20 protein-coding genes are annotated in these 18,672 nt (G+C 46.0%); 9 read left to right on the top strand and 11 right to left on the bottom strand.

Features of this window, described 5'->3' with window-relative positions:
• The 8 genes from ABL924_RS14315 to ABL924_RS14280 all read left to right on the top strand — a co-directional run.
• On the top strand, nt 1-417 hold a 417-nt coding region (locus tag ABL924_RS14315), incomplete at its 5' end, for a DUF2599 domain-containing protein (protein WP_349027775.1).
• A gap of 84 nt (nt 418-501) precedes the next feature.
• Nucleotides 502-762 carry a hypothetical protein gene (locus ABL924_RS14310; RefSeq protein WP_349027774.1) on the top strand — a complete coding sequence of 87 codons (261 nt, stop codon included), beginning with the start codon at nt 502-504 and terminating at the stop codon, nt 760-762.
• Nucleotides 731-1,141 (top strand): hypothetical protein, encoded by a 411-nt coding sequence (locus tag ABL924_RS14305; RefSeq protein WP_349027773.1) that lies wholly within the window; start codon nt 731-733, stop codon nt 1,139-1,141. The genes ABL924_RS14310 and ABL924_RS14305 overlap by 32 nt, the downstream gene beginning before the upstream one ends.
• 52 nt (nt 1,142-1,193) lie before the next feature.
• A complete protein-coding gene (locus ABL924_RS14300) occupies nt 1,194-1,643 on the top strand; it encodes a hypothetical protein (protein ID WP_349027772.1) in 450 nt (149 codons plus the stop codon).
• A gap of 1,158 nt (nt 1,644-2,801) precedes the next feature.
• Complete coding sequence (gene argS, locus ABL924_RS14295; protein WP_349027771.1) at nt 2,802-4,562, top strand: arginine--tRNA ligase; 1,761 nt, start codon at nt 2,802-2,804, stop codon at nt 4,560-4,562.
• Entirely contained in the window at nt 4,562-5,188 is a 627-nt protein-coding gene (locus ABL924_RS14290) for an SPOR domain-containing protein (RefSeq protein ID WP_349027770.1), read from the top strand. Before argS ends, ABL924_RS14290 begins: the two co-directional genes overlap by 1 nt.
• Before the next feature lie 394 nt (nt 5,189-5,582).
• The gene (locus ABL924_RS14285; protein WP_349027769.1) at nt 5,583-7,172 is read left to right on the top strand and encodes a N,N-dimethylformamidase beta subunit family domain-containing protein; all 1,590 of its coding nucleotides are present in this window, start codon (nt 5,583-5,585) and stop codon (nt 7,170-7,172) included.
• 97 nt (nt 7,173-7,269) lie between these two features.
• Complete coding sequence (locus ABL924_RS14280; protein WP_349027768.1) at nt 7,270-7,581, top strand: transposase; 312 nt, start codon at nt 7,270-7,272, stop codon at nt 7,579-7,581.
• A 143-nt stretch (nt 7,582-7,724) separates the two neighbouring features.
• Here ABL924_RS14280 and ABL924_RS14275 read toward each other — a convergent pair whose 3' ends face one another.
• The 3 genes from ABL924_RS14275 to ABL924_RS14265 all read right to left on the bottom strand — a co-directional run bounded on the left by ABL924_RS14275 (nt 7,725) and on the right by ABL924_RS14265 (nt 8,927).
• Nucleotides 7,725-8,015, bottom strand: a complete 291-nt coding sequence (locus ABL924_RS14275; protein WP_349027767.1) for an IS3 family transposase — start codon at nt 8,013-8,015, stop codon at nt 7,725-7,727.
• Nucleotides 8,016-8,073: 58 nt separating this feature from the next.
• Complete coding sequence (locus ABL924_RS14270; RefSeq protein ID WP_349027766.1) at nt 8,074-8,280, bottom strand: DDE-type integrase/transposase/recombinase; 207 nt, start codon at nt 8,278-8,280, stop codon at nt 8,074-8,076.
• Between the two features lie 338 nt (nt 8,281-8,618).
• Entirely contained in the window at nt 8,619-8,927 is a 309-nt protein-coding gene (locus ABL924_RS14265; protein WP_349027765.1) for a transposase, read from the bottom strand.
• A gap of 222 nt (nt 8,928-9,149) precedes the next feature.
• Here ABL924_RS14265 and ABL924_RS14260 point away from each other — a divergent pair, with 222 nt between their 5' ends.
• Complete coding sequence (locus tag ABL924_RS14260; protein ID WP_349027764.1) at nt 9,150-9,338, top strand: hypothetical protein; 189 nt, start codon at nt 9,150-9,152, stop codon at nt 9,336-9,338.
• Nucleotides 9,339-9,555: 217 nt separating this feature from the next.
• On the opposite strand, the gene ABL924_RS14255 is transcribed toward ABL924_RS14260, so the two are convergent.
• The 8 genes from ABL924_RS14255 to ABL924_RS14220 form a co-directional block, all read right to left on the bottom strand.
• The gene (locus tag ABL924_RS14255) at nt 9,556-10,056 is read right to left on the bottom strand and encodes a transposase (RefSeq protein WP_349027763.1); all 501 of its coding nucleotides are present in this window, start codon (nt 10,054-10,056) and stop codon (nt 9,556-9,558) included.
• Between the two features lie 61 nt (nt 10,057-10,117).
• Complete coding sequence (locus ABL924_RS14250; protein ID WP_349027762.1) at nt 10,118-10,723, bottom strand: transposase; 606 nt, start codon at nt 10,721-10,723, stop codon at nt 10,118-10,120.
• 220 nt (nt 10,724-10,943) lie between these two features.
• Complete coding sequence (locus tag ABL924_RS14245) at nt 10,944-11,195, bottom strand: hypothetical protein (protein WP_349027761.1); 252 nt, start codon at nt 11,193-11,195, stop codon at nt 10,944-10,946.
• A 312-nt stretch (nt 11,196-11,507) separates the two neighbouring features.
• Nucleotides 11,508-12,293: an FKBP-type peptidyl-prolyl cis-trans isomerase N-terminal domain-containing protein gene (locus ABL924_RS14240; protein WP_349027760.1), complete on the bottom strand. Its 786-nt coding sequence runs from the start codon at nt 12,291-12,293 to the stop codon at nt 11,508-11,510.
• A gap of 102 nt (nt 12,294-12,395) precedes the next feature.
• On the bottom strand, nt 12,396-15,254 hold the full coding sequence (locus ABL924_RS14235; RefSeq protein WP_349027759.1) for a DUF3570 domain-containing protein: 2,859 nt from the start codon (nt 15,252-15,254) through the stop codon (nt 12,396-12,398).
• Nucleotides 15,241-15,456 carry a DUF4266 domain-containing protein gene (locus ABL924_RS14230; RefSeq protein ID WP_349027758.1) on the bottom strand — a complete coding sequence of 72 codons (216 nt, stop codon included), beginning with the start codon at nt 15,454-15,456 and terminating at the stop codon, nt 15,241-15,243. The genes ABL924_RS14235 and ABL924_RS14230 overlap by 14 nt, the downstream gene beginning before the upstream one ends.
• Before the next feature lie 378 nt (nt 15,457-15,834).
• A complete protein-coding gene (locus ABL924_RS14225; protein WP_349027757.1) occupies nt 15,835-16,428 on the bottom strand; it encodes a hypothetical protein in 594 nt (197 codons plus the stop codon).
• 210 nt (nt 16,429-16,638) lie between these two features.
• Nucleotides 16,639-17,541, bottom strand: a complete 903-nt coding sequence (locus ABL924_RS14220; RefSeq protein ID WP_349027756.1) for a HEAT repeat domain-containing protein — start codon at nt 17,539-17,541, stop codon at nt 16,639-16,641.
• Nucleotides 17,542-18,672 lie beyond the last annotated feature (1,131 nt).

The following is an 18,672-nucleotide window of genomic DNA, read 5'->3' as shown; positions in this document are numbered from 1 at the left end:
TATTTCAGCCGAATACCGCCCATTAAGGTGAATGCCAATTCAAAAAAATCGGCTTTTGACCAGTCAGCCGGAGTTTCTGCTGTTTGTGCAAAGGTCTCTTTATATGTGCAGCCAACAGCATGGGCAAGGGCACAGGGCGGCGGCTATTTGCCCGGGGTGGCGGGTTGGAATGAGTTATACGCCAGATATTGGTTCAATGCTAATTATTACTACTATGTAAATGGTGTATTAAACAAAAAGAGAAGAGGAATACCTTACAATCTGGGCGGATTAAAAGACCAGCACATCTGTCACCAACAACTTGCTTGGTGGAGGCCGGGTGAGTGGCATCTGGACGAGGCTCGTCCTGATGTAAGTTACGCCCAAACCGTAAATTCTTTTTGTAATCCTGGCGATGACAGAAGAATTATTGACTGATTAGGTTAAGTGCATATATCGGTCGTCAAATAAGCCTTAATACTTATTTGGCGGCCGACTTTCAATAATACCTAATTTGCATTTATGTTGAATATCTTCCAGTTAATAAAGCGCATCCCGATTGGCTATAAGGCGATTGTTTTGGCCGTCTTGGCTTATTTATATCTTACATTTTGTGCCTACAACCACTTTTGGTATGTAATTGGGTCGCCGCTGATGGCTGTGCCACTGGATACGGAAGCCAATACCACTTGGAAAGCCTACCGGCTGGTGGCAACCATCGCCTCTTCAGCCAATTGTAAAGAACCTTACAGTGAAGGGGGGGGGTATTTATTATTGTTTTAGAGAAAAAAGTAAATATAAGCCCGACGTCCCGAATGATGAGGAAGCTTACGCTATAGAACGCGCACTCAATGAGGTTGGAATTTATCTATATACCGAGAAGGCGCTTAAAAATGGCGAGGTTGCGGAATTTACCAAAAATTTTTGGGCATATAAAGCTGGTAAATATTACGTCGTTTTTGATATGCATTTACATCGGCAGCAAGCATTAGCCACGGGAGGAACTGTCTGGGATCCAGCCAAAGGCGCTATGATACCCGAACAAGTCGGCCTGCCGAAGGAAGAGGTGGAAAATATTGACCTGTCGAAGTGGTTTACGGGCTTTCCCGGAGAAATTCGCATTTCGCCAGATATTCAGAAGGCTCTAGACTATCAGAAATAATAAATAGAGGTGGGACAATTGGTTATTTGGACAAAATTAGCAAGTAGCCTTGATGAAGTGTAAAAAATGGTTACAGCTATCTGTTGTGCTGTTAATAGCTGCTTGTACCTCGCCAGATGTTTCATTCGACTCGAAACCTGTGGGCTATGAATCCGCAAAAAATCTTGCGCAAACTCTCGCAGATGCCGCTCATTGCGGCAGTATTGAAGATAATGGTTATAGTGAAACTGAGTTTCTTTTTTCTTGCCAAAGAGAAGATGTTAATGGTGAGGACGTAATGTTTGGAGTTTATGTGTATACGGAAGAAACTGAAAAAAACAGGAGGTTAGCGGAATTGACTACGGAAACAGGCGCACCGATTATAACGGGAAAATTTTACATTGTTTATAAATTAGGAACACCTGGGGAAGATGGAGAAACACCGGTTTACGATACCAAAGACAAAGATTATGCAGGCTTTCCCGGAAAAATTCACGCCCCGCCAATACCAAAGAATAAATAGCGAGGCAGCCTAGATGAAATGTAGCAAGTCCGTAAGGCGGATTCGGAGCGAAGCGACAAGAGTTCTAGGCTCAAGCTATCGGAATTTTTTAAATATATTTAATTCAATCACTTATCGCGTTATATTGGGGTGAGCTTGTGAGCCCAAAAATAGAATTTTCGACATAGCGTTGGGGTTCGTTCCTCACCCACAACCTACATCTAACCCAACTTACCGCGTTGGCTTGCCGTAAGGACATCAGGCTAGTTAATCTAAGCGGCGACAAAGAAAAGGTATTAAATCACTAAAAATCAGTAAAAACTTCACTTCTTTTTGTTGTGGTTTTATCTACCATGGAGGTGAGCTTGGCAGTCAGGAGAGCAATAGGGCAGAGATAACTTTATCCAGTCTTGCCTAATTTTGTAAGCACTGAAGTCACGTTCATTCGTTGTCAATGGGTTATTTCTCATTGCTCTATCTTAATCACTATGTGCCTATTTGGCGCGAGAGGTTGCTATGATTATCTTCCATTTAATTTTTCACGCCATGATGGCTATCATACAATTTGGATCTTTTTGTTTAATTGCTTTCGTTGCAAGCAATATCTTTAAATCGGGATCCTGAAATGGTTCTCTGAATGGGCGGAGATAACGGTATTGTACCCGCTATCCCGCCCTCAACACCGGTGGACATGTGGTTTTCCGCACCCAGCTGTTAAACTCAGCACGGTAAGATGTTTTTGTAGGATGCCGCAGAGGAGCGAGGTGCATCGTTCGCGATTTGATATGCCTCCTTACGTGGTAAATACAATGGATTTTCGATAAAGAGTTTAGCGTTCACCTGCTTCCAGAAATTTTGTTATCTCCAGCAAGAGCAACAACATTACCCAGCTTAGATGTAAGATATTTTATAACCACAATGACAATCAGTAGACCTTGATTGAAGAGACATTGCAGGCATGGGCTTAAACATACCGACAAGCAGCGGTTCTTTGCTTTATCAAACAGAAGATGGCCAACTAACAGATACAATATATTGATTATGTTAATATTAATCCTGCCTAATCAGAGCAACATCAACTTGCTCTTAAGTTTCCTTAAGATTTCGTTTGAATAGCTAATCAAGCTAATATCATGGATAATGCGCCACAATTATTTGAGAAATTGCACGTTAATAGTAATGAGAAAAAAGTTAGAAGCTATAATCCAGCAAGCCATTGTAACCCTTAAAAAAGAAGGGGTTATCGGTGAAGACATTAATGTCAATGCTACCCTAGAACGCACCCGCGACGCGCAACACGGGGATTTTGCGACCAATCTGGCTATGATGCTGGCAAAGCCTGCGAAAATGAATCCTCGCCAGTTGGCAGAAAAACTAATTGCCGCGTTGCCCGAAGATAATGCGGTAACAAAAGTGGAAATTGCAGGGCCTGGGTTTATCAATTTCTTTATGGATTCCAGCGCACAATCTGACATTATCAAACTTATACACGAGCAAGGTGCGGATTTTGGCCGTAGCCAAGTCGGCACAGGCAAAAAAATCCAGGTTGAGTTTGTCTCTGCTAATCCTACCGGCCCTTTGCATGTGGGGCATGGTCGTGGTGCAGCTTATGGCTCGGTAATTGCCGACCTCCTCGAAGCCGTTGGTTTTACGGTGCATAGGGAATATTACGTCAACGATGCCGGACGGCAGATGGATATTCTCGCCACCAGCATCTGGCTGAGATATTTGGAAGAATGCGGCGAACCAGTGCGGTTTCCCGATAATGGCTATCGCGGTGATTATGTCAGCGATATTGCGCGGGACATTTATAAAAATGCCAAGAATGAATACCGTCGTCCTTTTGACCTAGTGCAGGAAGATATTCCCCAAGATGAATCGCAAGGCGGGGATAAAGAAGCGCATATTGACGCGCTAATTGCCAGAGCGAAAACCTTATTGGGAACAGCAGGTTACCGCGACGTTTTTCAGGTCGGCTTGAATAACATTCTTGCTGACATTAAAAATGATTTGCACGAGTTCGGTGTTGATTATCAGGAATGGTTTTCAGAGCAGCACTTAATGGATGACGGTTCGGTAGAAAAAGCCCTGAAAAGATTGCAAGCTTCGGGGCATTTGTACAAAAAAGACGGTGCTACTTGGTTTGCATCCAGCAACTTAGGGGATGAAAAAGACCGCGTAGTCATTAGGGAAAACGGGCAATACACCTATTTTGCATCCGATATTGCTTACCACATGAACAAATTGGATCGGGGTTTCGACCAAATCATCGACATTTGGGGCGCAGATCATCACGGTTATATACCCAGAGTAAAAGCTGCTATTCAAGCTTTGGGCGCAGATTCTGCTAAGTTGAAAGTGCTGCTGGTACAATTTGCCACGCTATATCGTGGCGACGAGAAAGTGCAAATGTCCACCCGCTCTGGCGAGTTTGTCACCTTACGGCAATTGCGGGATGAAGTCGGTAAAGATGCGGCACGGTTTTTTTATGTGATGCGCCGGTCGGAACAGCACATGGATTTTGACTTACAATTGGCAACATCCAAGACCAGCGAAAATCCGGTTTACTATGTGCAATACGCCCATGCTAGGGTATGCAGCGTACTAAGGCAGTTAGTTGAAAAAAGTTTGCCACGCGATATTGTTTCAGGCATGAATGCGCTAACCCAATTGACTGAAGAACATGAACTCGCTCTGTTAAGCACGCTGGAACGCTATCCAGAAATGTTGGAACGCGCAGCGCTGACGCATGAGCCGCACCAGTTGATTTTGTATCTGCGGGAATTGGCGAATGATTTTCATACCTATTATAATGCCCATCAGTTTCTAGTGGATGATGCCAAGGTTCGTGATGCCAGACTAAACTTGATCTGTGCCGTCAAACAAGTACTGGCTAACGGTCTGCAATTGCTCAACATTAACACCCCTGAATCAATGTAATGGCTAAAGATTATAAACACCGCGCAAACAGTCGAGATACCAACAACCGCAGGCGTAATAGCCGAAAGACTAGCGGCGTAAGCTTATTTAAATGGATGCTGATTACGGCATTGATTATCGGCTTTGTGGTATTTTTGGTGTATTTAAAAAGCCCAGGATTGCAAAAGGCAGCGCCGGCCCTCGTAGCTCAAAGCCAAGAAACGGCAACATCAAAAAAACCTGGTCGGACTGAAATAACCGAAAAAGTCAGTGCCGACGAGGTAAAAAAAGACCAAAAGCCACAGCCACCACAATTTGATTTTTATACTATTTTGCCAAAAAAAGAAGTGGTCGTGTCGGATCATGAGATTAAGACTCGTACCCGTGAAGAACGCGTTGGCAAGAACAAAAAAGCCAGTTACGTGATCCAGGCCGGATCATCGCAAGACTTCAAAGATGCCGATCAACTCAAAGCCAAACTGGCGTTGATGGGCATAGAATCCAAAATTCAGAAAGCCAAAGTCGAAAGTGTGATCTGGTATCGGGTCAAAATCGGCCCCTACAGCCAAATGGGCAGTGTAAATACGATCATGTCAAGGCTGCAGAAGAATGGTATGAAGCCGGTTATTACTGAGGTGGATGGGTAAGCTACAGTCCCTTGTAGAACATATCTTGCAAATTTTTCCGACAAAACGTTGCTTCAATCTTCACTGTGACTATATACTTTGATGCCTTCGCTGAAAATCCTGGAAACGTAGCGTTAGCGGAGTGAAAATGCACGGCTTTACGACATCGCGTCGAGTCATTGCGCAACGATGTCCCATACCCCTTGTCGGGTATGGGACGAGGGTAGCAGGACGGCTGGGGCAGCCGCAGGCATTGGCGGTCGCGTTAAGTTTTTGCCGCTTGTTTGGACAGGATGTCCTCAAAACAAGCTTTCGCAAAAATAGCGACTCCCCGCGATAATGCCCGAAACACACAATATCAATAGAAACTAAACGCTTCGATTTTTTTCAACTTTAAATAACAATAACAACACTGATGCGCCATATATCAACCTTACTTAACTTAAAAATGAAAACACCAAATATAATACTTAAGCATCTAATTAGTCTTGCCTTTGTACACTGCTGCTTGGACTCAGTGGCAATTGCAAATCCTATCACTGTGGAAAATCTAAACCCAGGCACAAGAAACTGGAACTTATCAATTAATGATGATGCCCATACTGCTACTGATGCCATTGGACAGATTAAAGGTTATACGTCAGCTACAAGCGTCAATAAAGGAAGACGGATTGACTTTAAGATTTCAGTCAGCCCTGCCCAAGATTTCACCATTGAGGTATATCGAGTAGGATGGTACGGCGGCAAAGGCGGACGTCTTATGCGCACTATTGGGCCAATCGCTGGGTCAACCCAGGCCCCATGCCCTCGAAATGAATTAACGGGGCTTATTGAATGCTCTTGGTCTACAAGCTACACCTTGAAAGTACCGTCAAGCTGGACTAGCGGGGTTTATCTTGCAAAATTAAAAAATGCCAGTGGTTTTGACAGCGGTACAATATTTGTTGTGAGAGACGACAACCGTATTGCGGATTTCTTATATCAACAACCTGTGACTACTTATCAAGCTTACAACGAGTATCCCACTGGCGTGAATGGAAAGAGTCTATATGGAAATGTCTTAGGAGAAAGCCCCGCAGTTAAAGTATCGTTTAACCGACCCTACGGTGATTATCAACAAAGTACTAATGGTTATTCGGACTTCTTGTTTTGGGAGCTTATGTTAGTCAAATGGCTTGAAAAGGAAGGTTATGATGTCGCTTATAGCACCAACATCGATACTCACTTAAATGGCAATAGACTATTGAATTACCGTGCTTTTATATCAACAGGTCATGATGAGTACTGGTCTAAGGAAATGCGGGACGCAGTTGAAAATGCACGTGGTCATGGGGTCAACCTCGCCTTCTTTGGATCTAATGCAGCCTATTGGCAAGTTCGCTTAGAACCGGCTAGTGATGGCTCTCCTAATCGTACTATGGTTGGTTACAAAAGCAGTATCTTAGACCCCATCGCCGATCCCGCATTGAAGACTGACCTGTTCCGTAGCCCAACAGTAAATCGCCCTGAGCAAGAACTTTTAGGATCTCAGTATATTTCATATAACCACTTGTGGAATCTAAACACGTACACGGACTTAATTGTTAAAAACACCTCTCATTGGGTTTATAAAGGATCGGGGCTTATTGAAGGCCAAAGGATACCCGCCATTGTTGGGTATGAAATTGATACCATTTACCCTAGCCCCACGTTGCTACCTACGAATACTGAGTTTACCGTATTGGCTGCATCCCCCTTTGTGGATATCAACGGTGATAATTTTATTCAGAATTCACTTATTTACAAAACACCACAGGGCGGTTGGGTATTTGCTTCTGGCACCATGTCATGGAGCTGGGCACTTGATTTCGAAAGTAGCATGGCAGCGTTTGGGGAGCCATATGTGAAAAATCTTACAAACCCAGGCTTGCAAAAAATCACCCAAAACATTATGGATCGTTTCACATGTTATCCTAGAGATAGCAGAATAGGATGGTTCTATTTCTTTAAGAAACCTAACTGTTAACTTAAGAAAACAACCTATTGATCATGAAATGGTTTAATTAAACGGGACACATCTAGAGGCAGATAGAGGCAGATTTATAAAGTCATTAGAGGTGGCTATGAAAGAACAAACGACACGGCCAAGTCCGAAGCACACGCTTGAATTTAAACAAGATGCGGCAAAGCCAGTGGATGAAAAAGGCTATACTCACCAACAAGCGGCGGATAATCTTGGCATATCCTTGAGCGCGATGTGGCGTTGGGTCAGGGCAGAAAGAGCCCCTACAGCGACATCTGCAACAAAGAAAGCAACCTTGAACCTGACGGGTCACGGCGAATTGGCCCGGTTGCGACGGGAAAATGAGCAGCTGCGCATGGAGCGCGAAATATTAAAAAAGGCCGCAGGCATCGAAGCGAAAGGAGTCGAATAAAGCACGGATTTAGTCGAGGGCAACAGAAGGCATACCCGGTTACCGTGTTATGTAAAGTGATGGGGGTAGTACAAGTGCCTATTATGCGTGGGTCAAAACGCCTGAGCATACGGATAAAACTAGGCAAAAAGCAGTGTGATCGGTCAACAGTTATCAGGACAAAAAGTTAAGCGACTTTTTCTATATGTTTCAAAATTTGCAGGTGACATTGAGCCATTGGCGGAATGCCGCCGTTTACGGTTATAAAAGACTTCGATATATTCGAAGATAGAACGCCGCGCTTGCTCTCTTGTTTTGTAGCGGTCGTGATAAGCCAGCTCGGTTTTGAGCGTATGGAAAAAGCTCTCTGCCACCGCGTTATACCCCAAGGGCAGCCACTCCCGGCAATCGCCTTTTCGGCTCATGCTTTGCTCGATTTTATGCGTTTTAAGCAAGGCACGGTGTGATTTCGACGCATATTGACTGCCACGGTCGGTATGCCAAATCAAGCCTTTAGGGGGGGCGTTGCCAGATTGCCATTTTCAATACGGCATTGACCAGCCCTGTTTTCATATTATCTGCCATCGACCAACCAACGATTTTGCGTGAGTGCAAATCAATCACTGTCGCCAAATAAAACCACCCTTCATGAGTCCAAACATAAGTGATGTCGCCGACCCAAACAGTATTGGGCTTGTCGACTTTAAATTTTCTATTCAACAAGTTAGGCGAGATTTTCCCGTTGTGTTTTGAATTCGTGGTGGCCTTAAATTTTTTGCGCGTCTTGCACCATAAACCCAATTTATCCGTCAACTTACCAATACGACGCTTGCTGACTTTTTCGCCCCAATCTTTTAAATCATCTTGGATTCGTTTCCTGCCGTAGGTATTACGGCCTTCATCAAATGATCGCCCAATCGGATGTCCTCTTTGTCACGGGCAGATTGGAGGGTTACTTTTCCACGCGTAATACCCACTTCGTATCACGCCCAGCATCTCGCACATCGCGTTGACATTGAAGGCGTGCTGGTTTTGCTGCGCTTTAATCCAGGCATACTTCACGGCGTTTGGGCAGCGAAGTACGCCGCCGCTTTTTTTAGGATTTCACGATGTGCCTCCGCCAATGCCAACTTCTTTTTCAGTTCAACTACCTCACTGCGTAGCCGAATTGGCTCGTCATCCGCCTTGATGCTTTTACTGTCCTTTTCACCCATTGGCTTGAGTTGGTCAATCCATTTGTACAGGGTGCTTCCCCCAATGCCCAGGCTTCTTGATGTTTCTGGAGCTGATTGCTTGCCTTCAGTTACTAATTTAACTGCGGCAGATTTAAATTCTTCTGTATAAGTTTTTCTGATTTTGGTTGTCATCAGATACACCTTTTTCTCTGTAGAATACTTCAAAAATGTGTCCTGATTAGTGTATATCGATCAAAATTAATAAGCCATGTTTTCTTTGTCATCTACAAGACGAATTAGTTTCTCATATTCAAAAAATCATGGAACAAACTCAACATCTCCAAACCGAAGCCGCACAGATTCTAACCGATGCCAAGGCCGAAGTGGAACGCATGATTTTAAGTGAGTGAGGAGATGAACAGATGTCAACCTGTTGGATTATCGCAGGCGTCAAACGGCGCAGGAAAAACCATGTTTGCGCTGGAATATTTTCCAATGGTAGCTGGTTGTCGACGCTTTATTAACGGCGATTTGATTGCTGCTGGTTTGTCGCCCTTAGCACCAAGACCATTTACTGGCTGCCAGCCGCTTGTTCTTGCATGAGATTGAAGGTTGTATTGCCGCGCGTCAGGATTTTGCTTTTGAAACAACGTTTGCCGGACGAAGTTATCTTAAGCTTGTAGAACGGCTGAAAGCTACTTACTGGCGAGTGGAGTTAATCTATCGAGCCTTGCCCAGAGCCATTTGAACAATGCCTGTGAGCATTGGCCTTCCGTGCCTTAGTGGTTTAAATGGGTATTCGTAAAACCGTGTGGAATTTCTAATATTCTGGTTTTTCATCACCGTGTGGAATTATGCCACCAAAATTCAAAAATTCTTGATTAAATGGTTCAGTACATTTGTTACTTTCATCACTATTTGGCAAGCCATAGCCCAAGATATTTTCACGGATTCCCGATTTAAACGACTTCCTTTTGATTTTATGTTTGGCGTTGGTGAACAACACTTTTGCCCTCAGCACTTCAAAGCTGTAACCACGGTCTTGCCTCGCAATTGACTTGATGTGGTTGTTCGCTGATTCGGTGTAAGCATTGGTGACCCGGTGGTCGAAGTAGTTAAATACCTCTTTGTGCCAGTTGCCTATTGCCCTATCCAGGTCGGAAAAATAACCACGAATGCCGACAGGAGCTGAATCTTTCCATTTCAAATAGGCGGCCTCAGCCTCTGCCCTGGTCATGTTACTGTCCCAAATGTCATAAAAGCGTTCTTTGGCGTAATACAGTTCGTGCAGTACATGGTAGTTTTCCGTCCAGCCTGACAACAGGAACTCTTAGGTTGCATCCAGGGCACGCAGTCGCCTGAGCATCAAGAAACGGTCTTTTTTAAGCAGTTTGACTTCTTCCGCTGGTAATTTGGCTCCGAAGGTCTTTACGGCCTTTCTCAACCGCTTCATTCGCCATTTTGACGACATGGAACTTGTCGATCACAATCACGGCGTGGGGAAGTACAGCATTGACCGCATCGCGGTAAGGTCGCAACATATCCATCGTGACATACTTGATTTTCTTCAACGCTTTAAACCGATAGAGAGAATTGATGACCATCTGTTTCTTACGGCTGCTAATCAGGTCTACAATCGTGTTTTCGCCAATGTTGGTGAACACCAGCCGCATTCTACGGTTAAGATGGACTTCATCTATCCCCAGTATCTCAGGCGATTCAAACTGGTATTTCTTCTCCAGTTTCCCGATATAACTGCCAACAATCTTCCTGACCGTGCCTTCCGTTACCCCGATCTCATCGGCAACACTGGTGAATGTCCTGTCCAGGGCATTGTTCTCAACGTATTCCACCAGCCGATTGGTGGCCCGGTGATTATCATTGATGTCGCTGCAATCTTGGGAAAAAGTCTTGCTACAGCCACGGCACTTATAGCGTTTGCATTCTAGCAAAACACCTACGCGGCGGCCATGATTAGACGTGTCCATGTACAGATGTGTCTTGATGCCATGCCCGTAAAATGCCGTGTCTAAGCACTCTAAACAAAATTAAGGCTCAGTATTGGGTACAGCATAGACATGGTAATGGTTGTCGTTTACTTCCTCGACTTCAATGAGTGATTGAGGGCAGGTTTAACGGCATATCGGGGTGATCTGATCGAAAGAGCGGCTTGTCATAAGACTTTCATCCAGTGCAACCGCTACAATATTACCCCATTACGCTTTTACCGCTTAACAGCGCCAGCAACCGCCCGAGCTTTTCATCGGTTTTCGCCACCGTGTCCTTGAGTTGGGCCAGTTCCTCATGGAGTTGCTGGTTGTGTTCATGAAGATGCTGGAAATGCACCTGGAAATATTGGGGCTTTGGGAACAGGCCAAGCAAACTGTCATCTTTCTTAGCAGGATGATTGTTAAGCCTGTTTGCTCTGGCAGGTTCGTATGAAAGTTTTAATATTTGCATATCAACTACCTAATTTTGTTAGGGTATTTTTGTAAGTTGTTTAACGAGTTGGGGTGTTATTTGTTTTGTCCGCAATAAATACCGGTTGGATTATGCCAACCCAACCGGGTACTTGTTGCTACGGCCACCCAATCGAGGAGTGTTAATTCAGTCCTGTAGCCCCGGTTGTGGTTTCAACTTGGCGACAAAAGCCGGTGGCCGGCATCTAGCCTCATCACATGCGAAATCAATAAAATCATGCAATTCCCGCTGGCAGCGGTGATCTTGAAACGCTATAAAACTAAAGGAGTGATTTAAACCAGTTGAACCACATTACCACCTTGAACTGGGCTTGATGTCACCATTGGGGCCAGCGGTAAGTTCTTTCGTTATTGCCTTGGCAGTTGATGGCGGTTTAATACCAACCAATTCCACATCAATAATCAGCGTTTCGTTTTGCTGAACTTTCCCCTCAGGTGCGCCAGCTTCCCCATAAGCCAAGCTGGAAGGGACGTAAATCTGCCATTTAGAACCGACCGTCATCAACAGCATGGCTTCTTGCCAGCCTTTAAGCAAGTTGGCTAATGGCACTTCAGGCGGATTAGGGGATTTTTCGGTGGATGTCAGCTCTTCACCCTCAAGACGGGTAATGCGGTAGCGTATAAGTACCGTGTCTTTAAGGGTAGGTTTTTTTGCGCCGTTCCCGTCAGTCAGTATTTTATACTGCAAGCCACTTGAGGTAGTGTGTACATCCGGCTTTAGCTTATTAGTATCAAGAAAATTCTTGCCTTTGAGCACATTTTCTTTGCCCACTTTTTCGTTATACAACAACTGCTGCACAAATATCCAGTCCTGCCCTCGTTGTAGTTGCTCTGCGTTAAGGCTTAACGGGTTTTTATGTAGCGCATCGTTCATGCCCAGCACAAATAAATCCTGGTCTAGCGGTATTTTGCTCTGCTGCAGGTTGTTCATGTACTGAACGCCTTGGGCATAACTGGATTTTTGCTGGTCGCTTTGCAGTATTGGTTTATTTTCTGCGGTTTTTGTCCTACTGGTATTGGTAGCACAACCAGTTGACAAAAATAATATCAGGATAGACATCGAACATTTATGAAGCATAGTTTTTCCTTTAAAGTTAAAAAATGATGGTTGCAGTGAGCAAACGAAACCAACAGTAGGCACTTTAGGCGAAGCAGTTTGGAAACTTTATAAGGCATTCACCTAAAACCCATAACTCCAAGTCGCAGCCAGCGCCCCATCCCTTTCTAACTGGTAGCCGTTGTAGTCGGTGCGGATAGGTTGCAGCCACTCAAATTTGAGGGTGTTGCCTGCAAACGTGCCGCTTGGTATGCTGACATTAACGCCCAGACCCAAATCAACAAACTGTCCGCCGTAGTTGGCAGGGAAATCGAAGGGGCCGACATGATTGCTGTAAGGATAAGGGGTGGAAATGGAACTGCCGTCCGTGAATGTCTGATTGAGTGTCGGATAACCGCCACGGATTTTCCCTTGTTGGGTGTAAACACCTCGCACCGTGGTGGACAGCCAGTTTGTCCATTGGTAACCGCCCCAAACGCTGCCCTGGAAGATGTCGCCAAAGGCAAAGCCGGATTTGTTGTGGCTTTCCAAGCGTTTGGTGCCGGTTATTTGCGCGCCCCAGGAAAACCGGTCACTCTCACCGGTATAAGTCAGGCTGGGCTTGAAATCCCAAGTGCCACTGCCTAACTGCATCCCGAAATGGATGGGGATGCCTGTCCCCTTATTTGTATGCGTCTTTCTCAAGGTAATATCCACATCCCCAGTCGGCGCGGTGCCGCCCAAGCTGAGATTAACATGATGTCCTGATTGCTCGAATAACTTAAATAAGGCATATACTCCGGTGTCACCAATCCCACCGGTCTGGTGGCTATGCACGTCACCACCGTGGTTATGTCCTTGTTTAGGATCATTGTTCAAAGGTGTCATGGCCATATCCATGTCCATCCATTGCGGCATCAACATCAAGGTCAACCAATCCGTCGGTGCGTACATCAAGTCCAGCATGTGCATGTTCATCACCATGAAATTAGGCGAAATCTGGCATTCTTGGTCGCCGCAGCCGTTAAAACGCACGGTGTCTGGGCTAACGGTTTGTGAGCCTAATAACATGTCGCCAGCTTGTTCGCTATGCATGTAGCGGTAGCCAACCATCATATCACCCGCTTGTTTTAAGGTATGGTCAAACATGATTCCAGCGGGGGAATTAGAATGGTGATGATCCCCGTGGTCGGAATGCCCGTCATGGCGGCTACTACCCAAACCTAATGCCCCTAAATTAACCTTGAGCGCGGCGTTAGCCACCCAGTAGTCGTAATCGGCAAAATCCTGTTCGCCACCACCGCCGATTTTAAGGCCACCCTGGTGGGTGTAGTATTCAAAGCCTGTTTCCAGTTGTATACCCTTGGCAAATTGCTTAGCAATCGTCACCCCGCCGCTTAAAGTGCCGAAACCAGACAGCCGTTGATCGCTGGAAAAATTGTCTGGCTGTGGTCTGTCCAGGCTTGAGGCTACAGTTAATCCTGTACTCGGATCAAGGACTTGGACAATCTTCAAAAAAGGCGTGTAAAATTCTGCCGCATCTTGGGAGTAATAGCGCACCCTGGGTATCACCGTCCAGCCCGCACCTAAAGGCTGCACCCAATCGGTCTCAAAGGTGTGGGCGTTGATGCCCCAGTCGTCATGGGCAAAGTGGTAATCAAAGTGCAAAGCAGCATCGAATGGCTCTATGTATTGGTCATAGCCCAAGCTCCAGTTGAACTGGTTACGTTCATCGGGTCGTTTTTCAATAACGCCACTAATATCGGTGAGCGATGCCAGTTCATTACTGGGCGATCCCGCGAGGAATGTGGCAGTTGCCCTATAAACCAGCTTATAAGGGTTTGCCAAAAAACCCGTACTTCGGGTGTAACCTAACCCCAGTTCCAGTAAGGCATCTTTATTAAGCACTTGGGTCAGGCTAAGCTGGGTACCCCAATCCTGGCGGTTGCCGCGTAGCACTGCGCCAGTGCGCTTACCTAAGCTATCGTAAGTGCTGTCGATTTGGGCAGGGGAGCCAGCAATATTATGGAATTGAGAAGGTGCAGATTGACCACCCTCTTCGCCAATTCCCTCACCCTCAACTTCACTAGGCAGTTGTTCATAACTATCTGTGCTGATAAACGCTATAGAGTCAGGGTCAAGCGTCGCAAAGGTATCGCTGTTGGTGTAGCTTAAGCCCATATTGACGGTGGTTTGCTTCCGGTTAAAATCCATGCGCCCACCCAGGTTAACAAAACGGGATTCATAATCGTTTTCAATGGAAATGCCGCCGCCCACAGTGGCTGCGGCCTCGTCCCATTCATAGCTGAGCTTGAAGTCGCCCTGCTTGCGCGTTTCCGGCGAGGCGGCTGCCAAAACATGGGTAAGCTGATTGTTTTTAAGTCCAGGCGATAGTGCGCCAGTAGCTCGGTCGACAATAAGTGAGTAGAGGTTTAGGTTTTTATCCATGAATAAATAAGAGCCGTCTCTTGCATAAGGCGATGCGCCGGTGATGGCACCAATACCCAGGCCAGTATTTGAATCCTTACTGGCATATTGAGGGACGTTCTTTTGTGCTGCCACCGGTGCTGTCCCTGCTGGGGTTGCACCCGACCAGGAGTCCTGGGTGTAATTGAAGGCAAACTTGACGCGGTCGGTGATTGAGATTCGAGTGCTGCCATGCAAGCTGTCCACCTCAATCGGGTTCAAGTTTTGGAGTAGTTTTGAGGCATTGAGCGTTAGTGTGGACGGATTTAAAATCATGCCTGAAATATCCCGCTTGCCTTCCTGGTAGTGGCTGTACTGGAAGTCCGCGCTGTCTTCTTCGGCGGCATGGGAAACGGGTTGAATTAAGCCAGGCAATATGATGGCGGCGGTTGTTAAGGCTTGTAAGGATAGAGGGGTGGCCTTAACAGCTCCCTCTCCCTGTGGGAGAAGGCGACTTATAAAACTCCTCATCCCGGCCTTCTCCCTCAGGGAGAAGGCGTTAGTCCAATTTTTACAGTTCCCCTTAATAACAGCCACAACCACCTCCTTGCGCCGCATTGCCGCCCGCCGCCGCCTCGCGGCTACCGTAGTTGTGCTCCCTGAGTGCGCTTTGTAAGGGGTACGGGTCTAGCGCCATTTGCGGCTTGGCGAGGTTGCCGCGTCCCCAGGGTTGTACTGGGGTGCAAGCCACGAGGGCAATTATGATAGCGCCTAACAATAGGCAGTAGCTTTCGGACATTAAGGTATTCTCATCAACATGCCTGTGTTTTGTGTTATTGATTAGGTAAGCTTAAGTTTTAGCCGTTCGGCTGTATACTTTGGTAAATTCAGGAGAGTTGTAGAAACCCTCTGCCTTTCGATGGGAGAAAGGCAAACAGAATCAATGTTTCTCAAGGCTAATCAATAACACAAGACACAAGCTCTATATAAATAGGAGGTTAACTAACAGAAAAAATAGCATTCCAGAATGGAATGCTATTTTTATTTAGCAAGCGTTACCTTTTACTTGAGACAAACAATCCTGTCCTTGAATCATTTAACCTAAGTCAATACCGGGGCAGGTGCAAAATGCACCTGGTAGAACAGCACTAAAGTAACGCAGAGACTTCTGCTTTGACTAACGGTTAATGTCTAAGTCATGGATAGGGTATCCGCCAACAATGCCAACTCCATTCGGAGCTTGACCAGCCGTAGAGCCAAGAGCCGGTGTTGTTGTTAACACACCCGTTCCAGTATGAAAGTTACCGGAACAAGGGATTGCAGCCAGTTTTTCACAGTGAAAGTCCACTTGGTAACCATTGGCTACTGCGGTATCGTGGCTAACCGCAAAGCTATAAAGCCCATTACCTGCGCCAACGGCAGAAGTTATACTTGCGCAAGCACCAAAGTTAGTTGTGCCTGCCGCATTATTTGCGAATGGCGATGGGCTTGGGTTGGGGAGACCCGTTATCCGTCCAAGCGTGACCCGGACATTACCAGCAGGCGACGTAACATTTCGTTTAATTTTAGCCGAAAAACGATCCGCTGCGCCAAGTACTTCACCAGGTTCAGCATTTACTAGGGAAGTATAAGAAAAACAAGAAGTGTGATATACATCGACATCCATTATGGCACCCCCTGTAGTTCCCGCCGCAACATGTCCCCAGCTTATGCCTGAAAACCCCGCTGCCGATAACAACGCCATTGGTAGTAGAACTTTTTTAAAACTCATGTTAACCTCGTTTGTGGCTTATGCCACACTACATTTAAAGAAAGACTGAACCGCATCGACCCTGATGCTTTATCAGTCCGTTTTACCGCGCCCTTCTTCGTGGGAAGAACGCGGCAATGGCGACTTGAGTCCTTGTCGCCAACTGTTTCAATAGCTGGTGGCCTTTTCAGGTTGTCAGCCATTGAAATTCTTTTGAGTCCACCAGCTTATTCACCGGCTTTCCCTTTTTTTGATCTGCGCCAGCTTTGCCGCTGCAATATCACGCACTTGGACGCTGCTGTCAGTGAGTGCCTGCTGTAACAAGTCAGTATCTTCTCCCGCATATTCCACTGCCGCCATGCGTACCGAAGCATCGCTATCATGCAAAGCATTACTGAGAACACTGGATGCACCTTCATTATCCAGGCTTACCAGTGTGGCTATGGCTTGTTTCCTGATGTTAGTGTCTTTGTCGGACATGGCATCTTCTAAGGCTTTTCGCACATTCGGATCGTCACTTTTTACACCCGAACCCAGGTTACCAAGCACTTGCAAACGTTCTTCGCTGTTTTTAGCATTCTTGAGTTGCTCCAGATACAAGTCGGTTTGCGCTTGCATAGCTTGGTCGTATTGCGCTTGTTCATCGGGCGTTGGCGGCTGTTCCTCTGTTGGCTGTATTGGTACTTGCACTGGCAAGGGCGAAGTCACAACCGTTACCGCCTGACAACTGCCAACACTAGAACCCAACAGCCAGAATTCTGCTGGCTTGTCTTTTTGCGGCTTATGGGCAACCAGCCCAACTTGTTTAGCGACCAGGCAATCCATGACCTGCCCGACATTTGCGCCCACGCAGGTGGCGGTGACAGGGGCTTCCGGCAGCACGGAATAGTGGATATTTACGCCAGTCTTATAGGCGATGGTTTTCAGGATTTGTGCTAACGGTGCCGCTCTCGCTTCCAGGCGGATAGCGGTGTCGGCTTGTTTGGATAAGGTAATCTGGATGCTGGAAGGTGGATTGGTTTGTAAGGCGTTGCTTACGCTGTCCTCACTGGCAAGCGCATGGGTGGCTCCCGGCCACATTAGACTGGCGAAAACGAGCGACAAAGTAAACACTGAACCTTGAGAGGCTGACATTAACTTTCCTTTTACGATCATTTACCGGTTAAACAGCAAACCAGATTTGAATTAAATTTTTGCCGTTAAATAAACCGACCTGTAACGGGACAACTCTTTGTTTGTCCTCTATGAATAATGCGAATAATGCTTCCTCTCAAAAAGCATAAGGTTCGGATAGCTAAGCAAGCTGGCTCCGATTCCTTGGGGCGAGAGAATAGCCGCTTAGAATTTAAAATGTCAAGCACTTTCTTCATCTTTCTTTCTTTCTTTCTTTCTTTCCTTCTAGTAAATGTTAGCTGTTAATCAATAGTTTGCAACATTTTTACACCAACACGGGCAGCCACAAAGAATATGCTTCCATTGTTTCGAACCCTTCAAACCCGCACACCTTGTTTTGCAACCCAACATCCCCAAAAAATGCGGGCCAATGGCGATACCATCAACCCGCAAAGAGATGAGAGGAAGGTGCAAACTTACGCGGTGAGCGACCAGGGAAATGTAAGCCCGCTGCGCCAGACTTTGGATAGGCGGAAAGTACACAGCCACAACAAAACTAGACGATAAATATAAAGCAATTTCAATGCCAACTATTTTATGGTTTTTGGGCTGTTTTTTTGTTTACGAGAGAGGGTTGATTTCTTTACTTTATAGTATTAACCCATTGATAAATAATAAATAGCTTGCGCTTTCTTGGCTCAGGGCTATCACTTAGGAGATTTTGCGAAATGCCGGATTTTGCTGGACAAAACACGGCGATTTCCAAAAAGTGTGTCATATGACCTATTTTTCTAAAAATTGGGTACCTCGGTAGCGCCCGTGCTGTGCGGCTTCCAGGAAAAAGTGTGTCATATGCCGTAGTAGGTGTGTCATATGACACACTTTTTATGCTGTTTTTAGTGGCTACTCTCAGTATTTATGGCAAATTGGTAAAAAAGGGCTGAATTGGGGAGTATTGATATCGGTAAAGTCCTATTGGCGGACAGGATAATGGAACGGTATTCATGCTTGCGGGGAGTCGCTATTTTTGCGAAAGCTTGTTTTGAGGACGTACTGTCCAAACAAGCGGCAAAAACTTAACGCGACCGCCAATGCCTGCGGCTGCCCCAGCCGCCCTGCTACCCTCGCCCCATACCCGACAAGGGGTATGGG

Origin of the sequence: Methyloglobulus sp. (genome assembly GCF_040079455.1) — a bacterium.
In the GTDB taxonomy this organism is placed as follows: domain Bacteria; phylum Pseudomonadota; class Gammaproteobacteria; order Methylococcales; family Methylomonadaceae; genus Methyloglobulus.
This window is presented reverse-complemented; position numbering and strand designations above follow the sequence as displayed.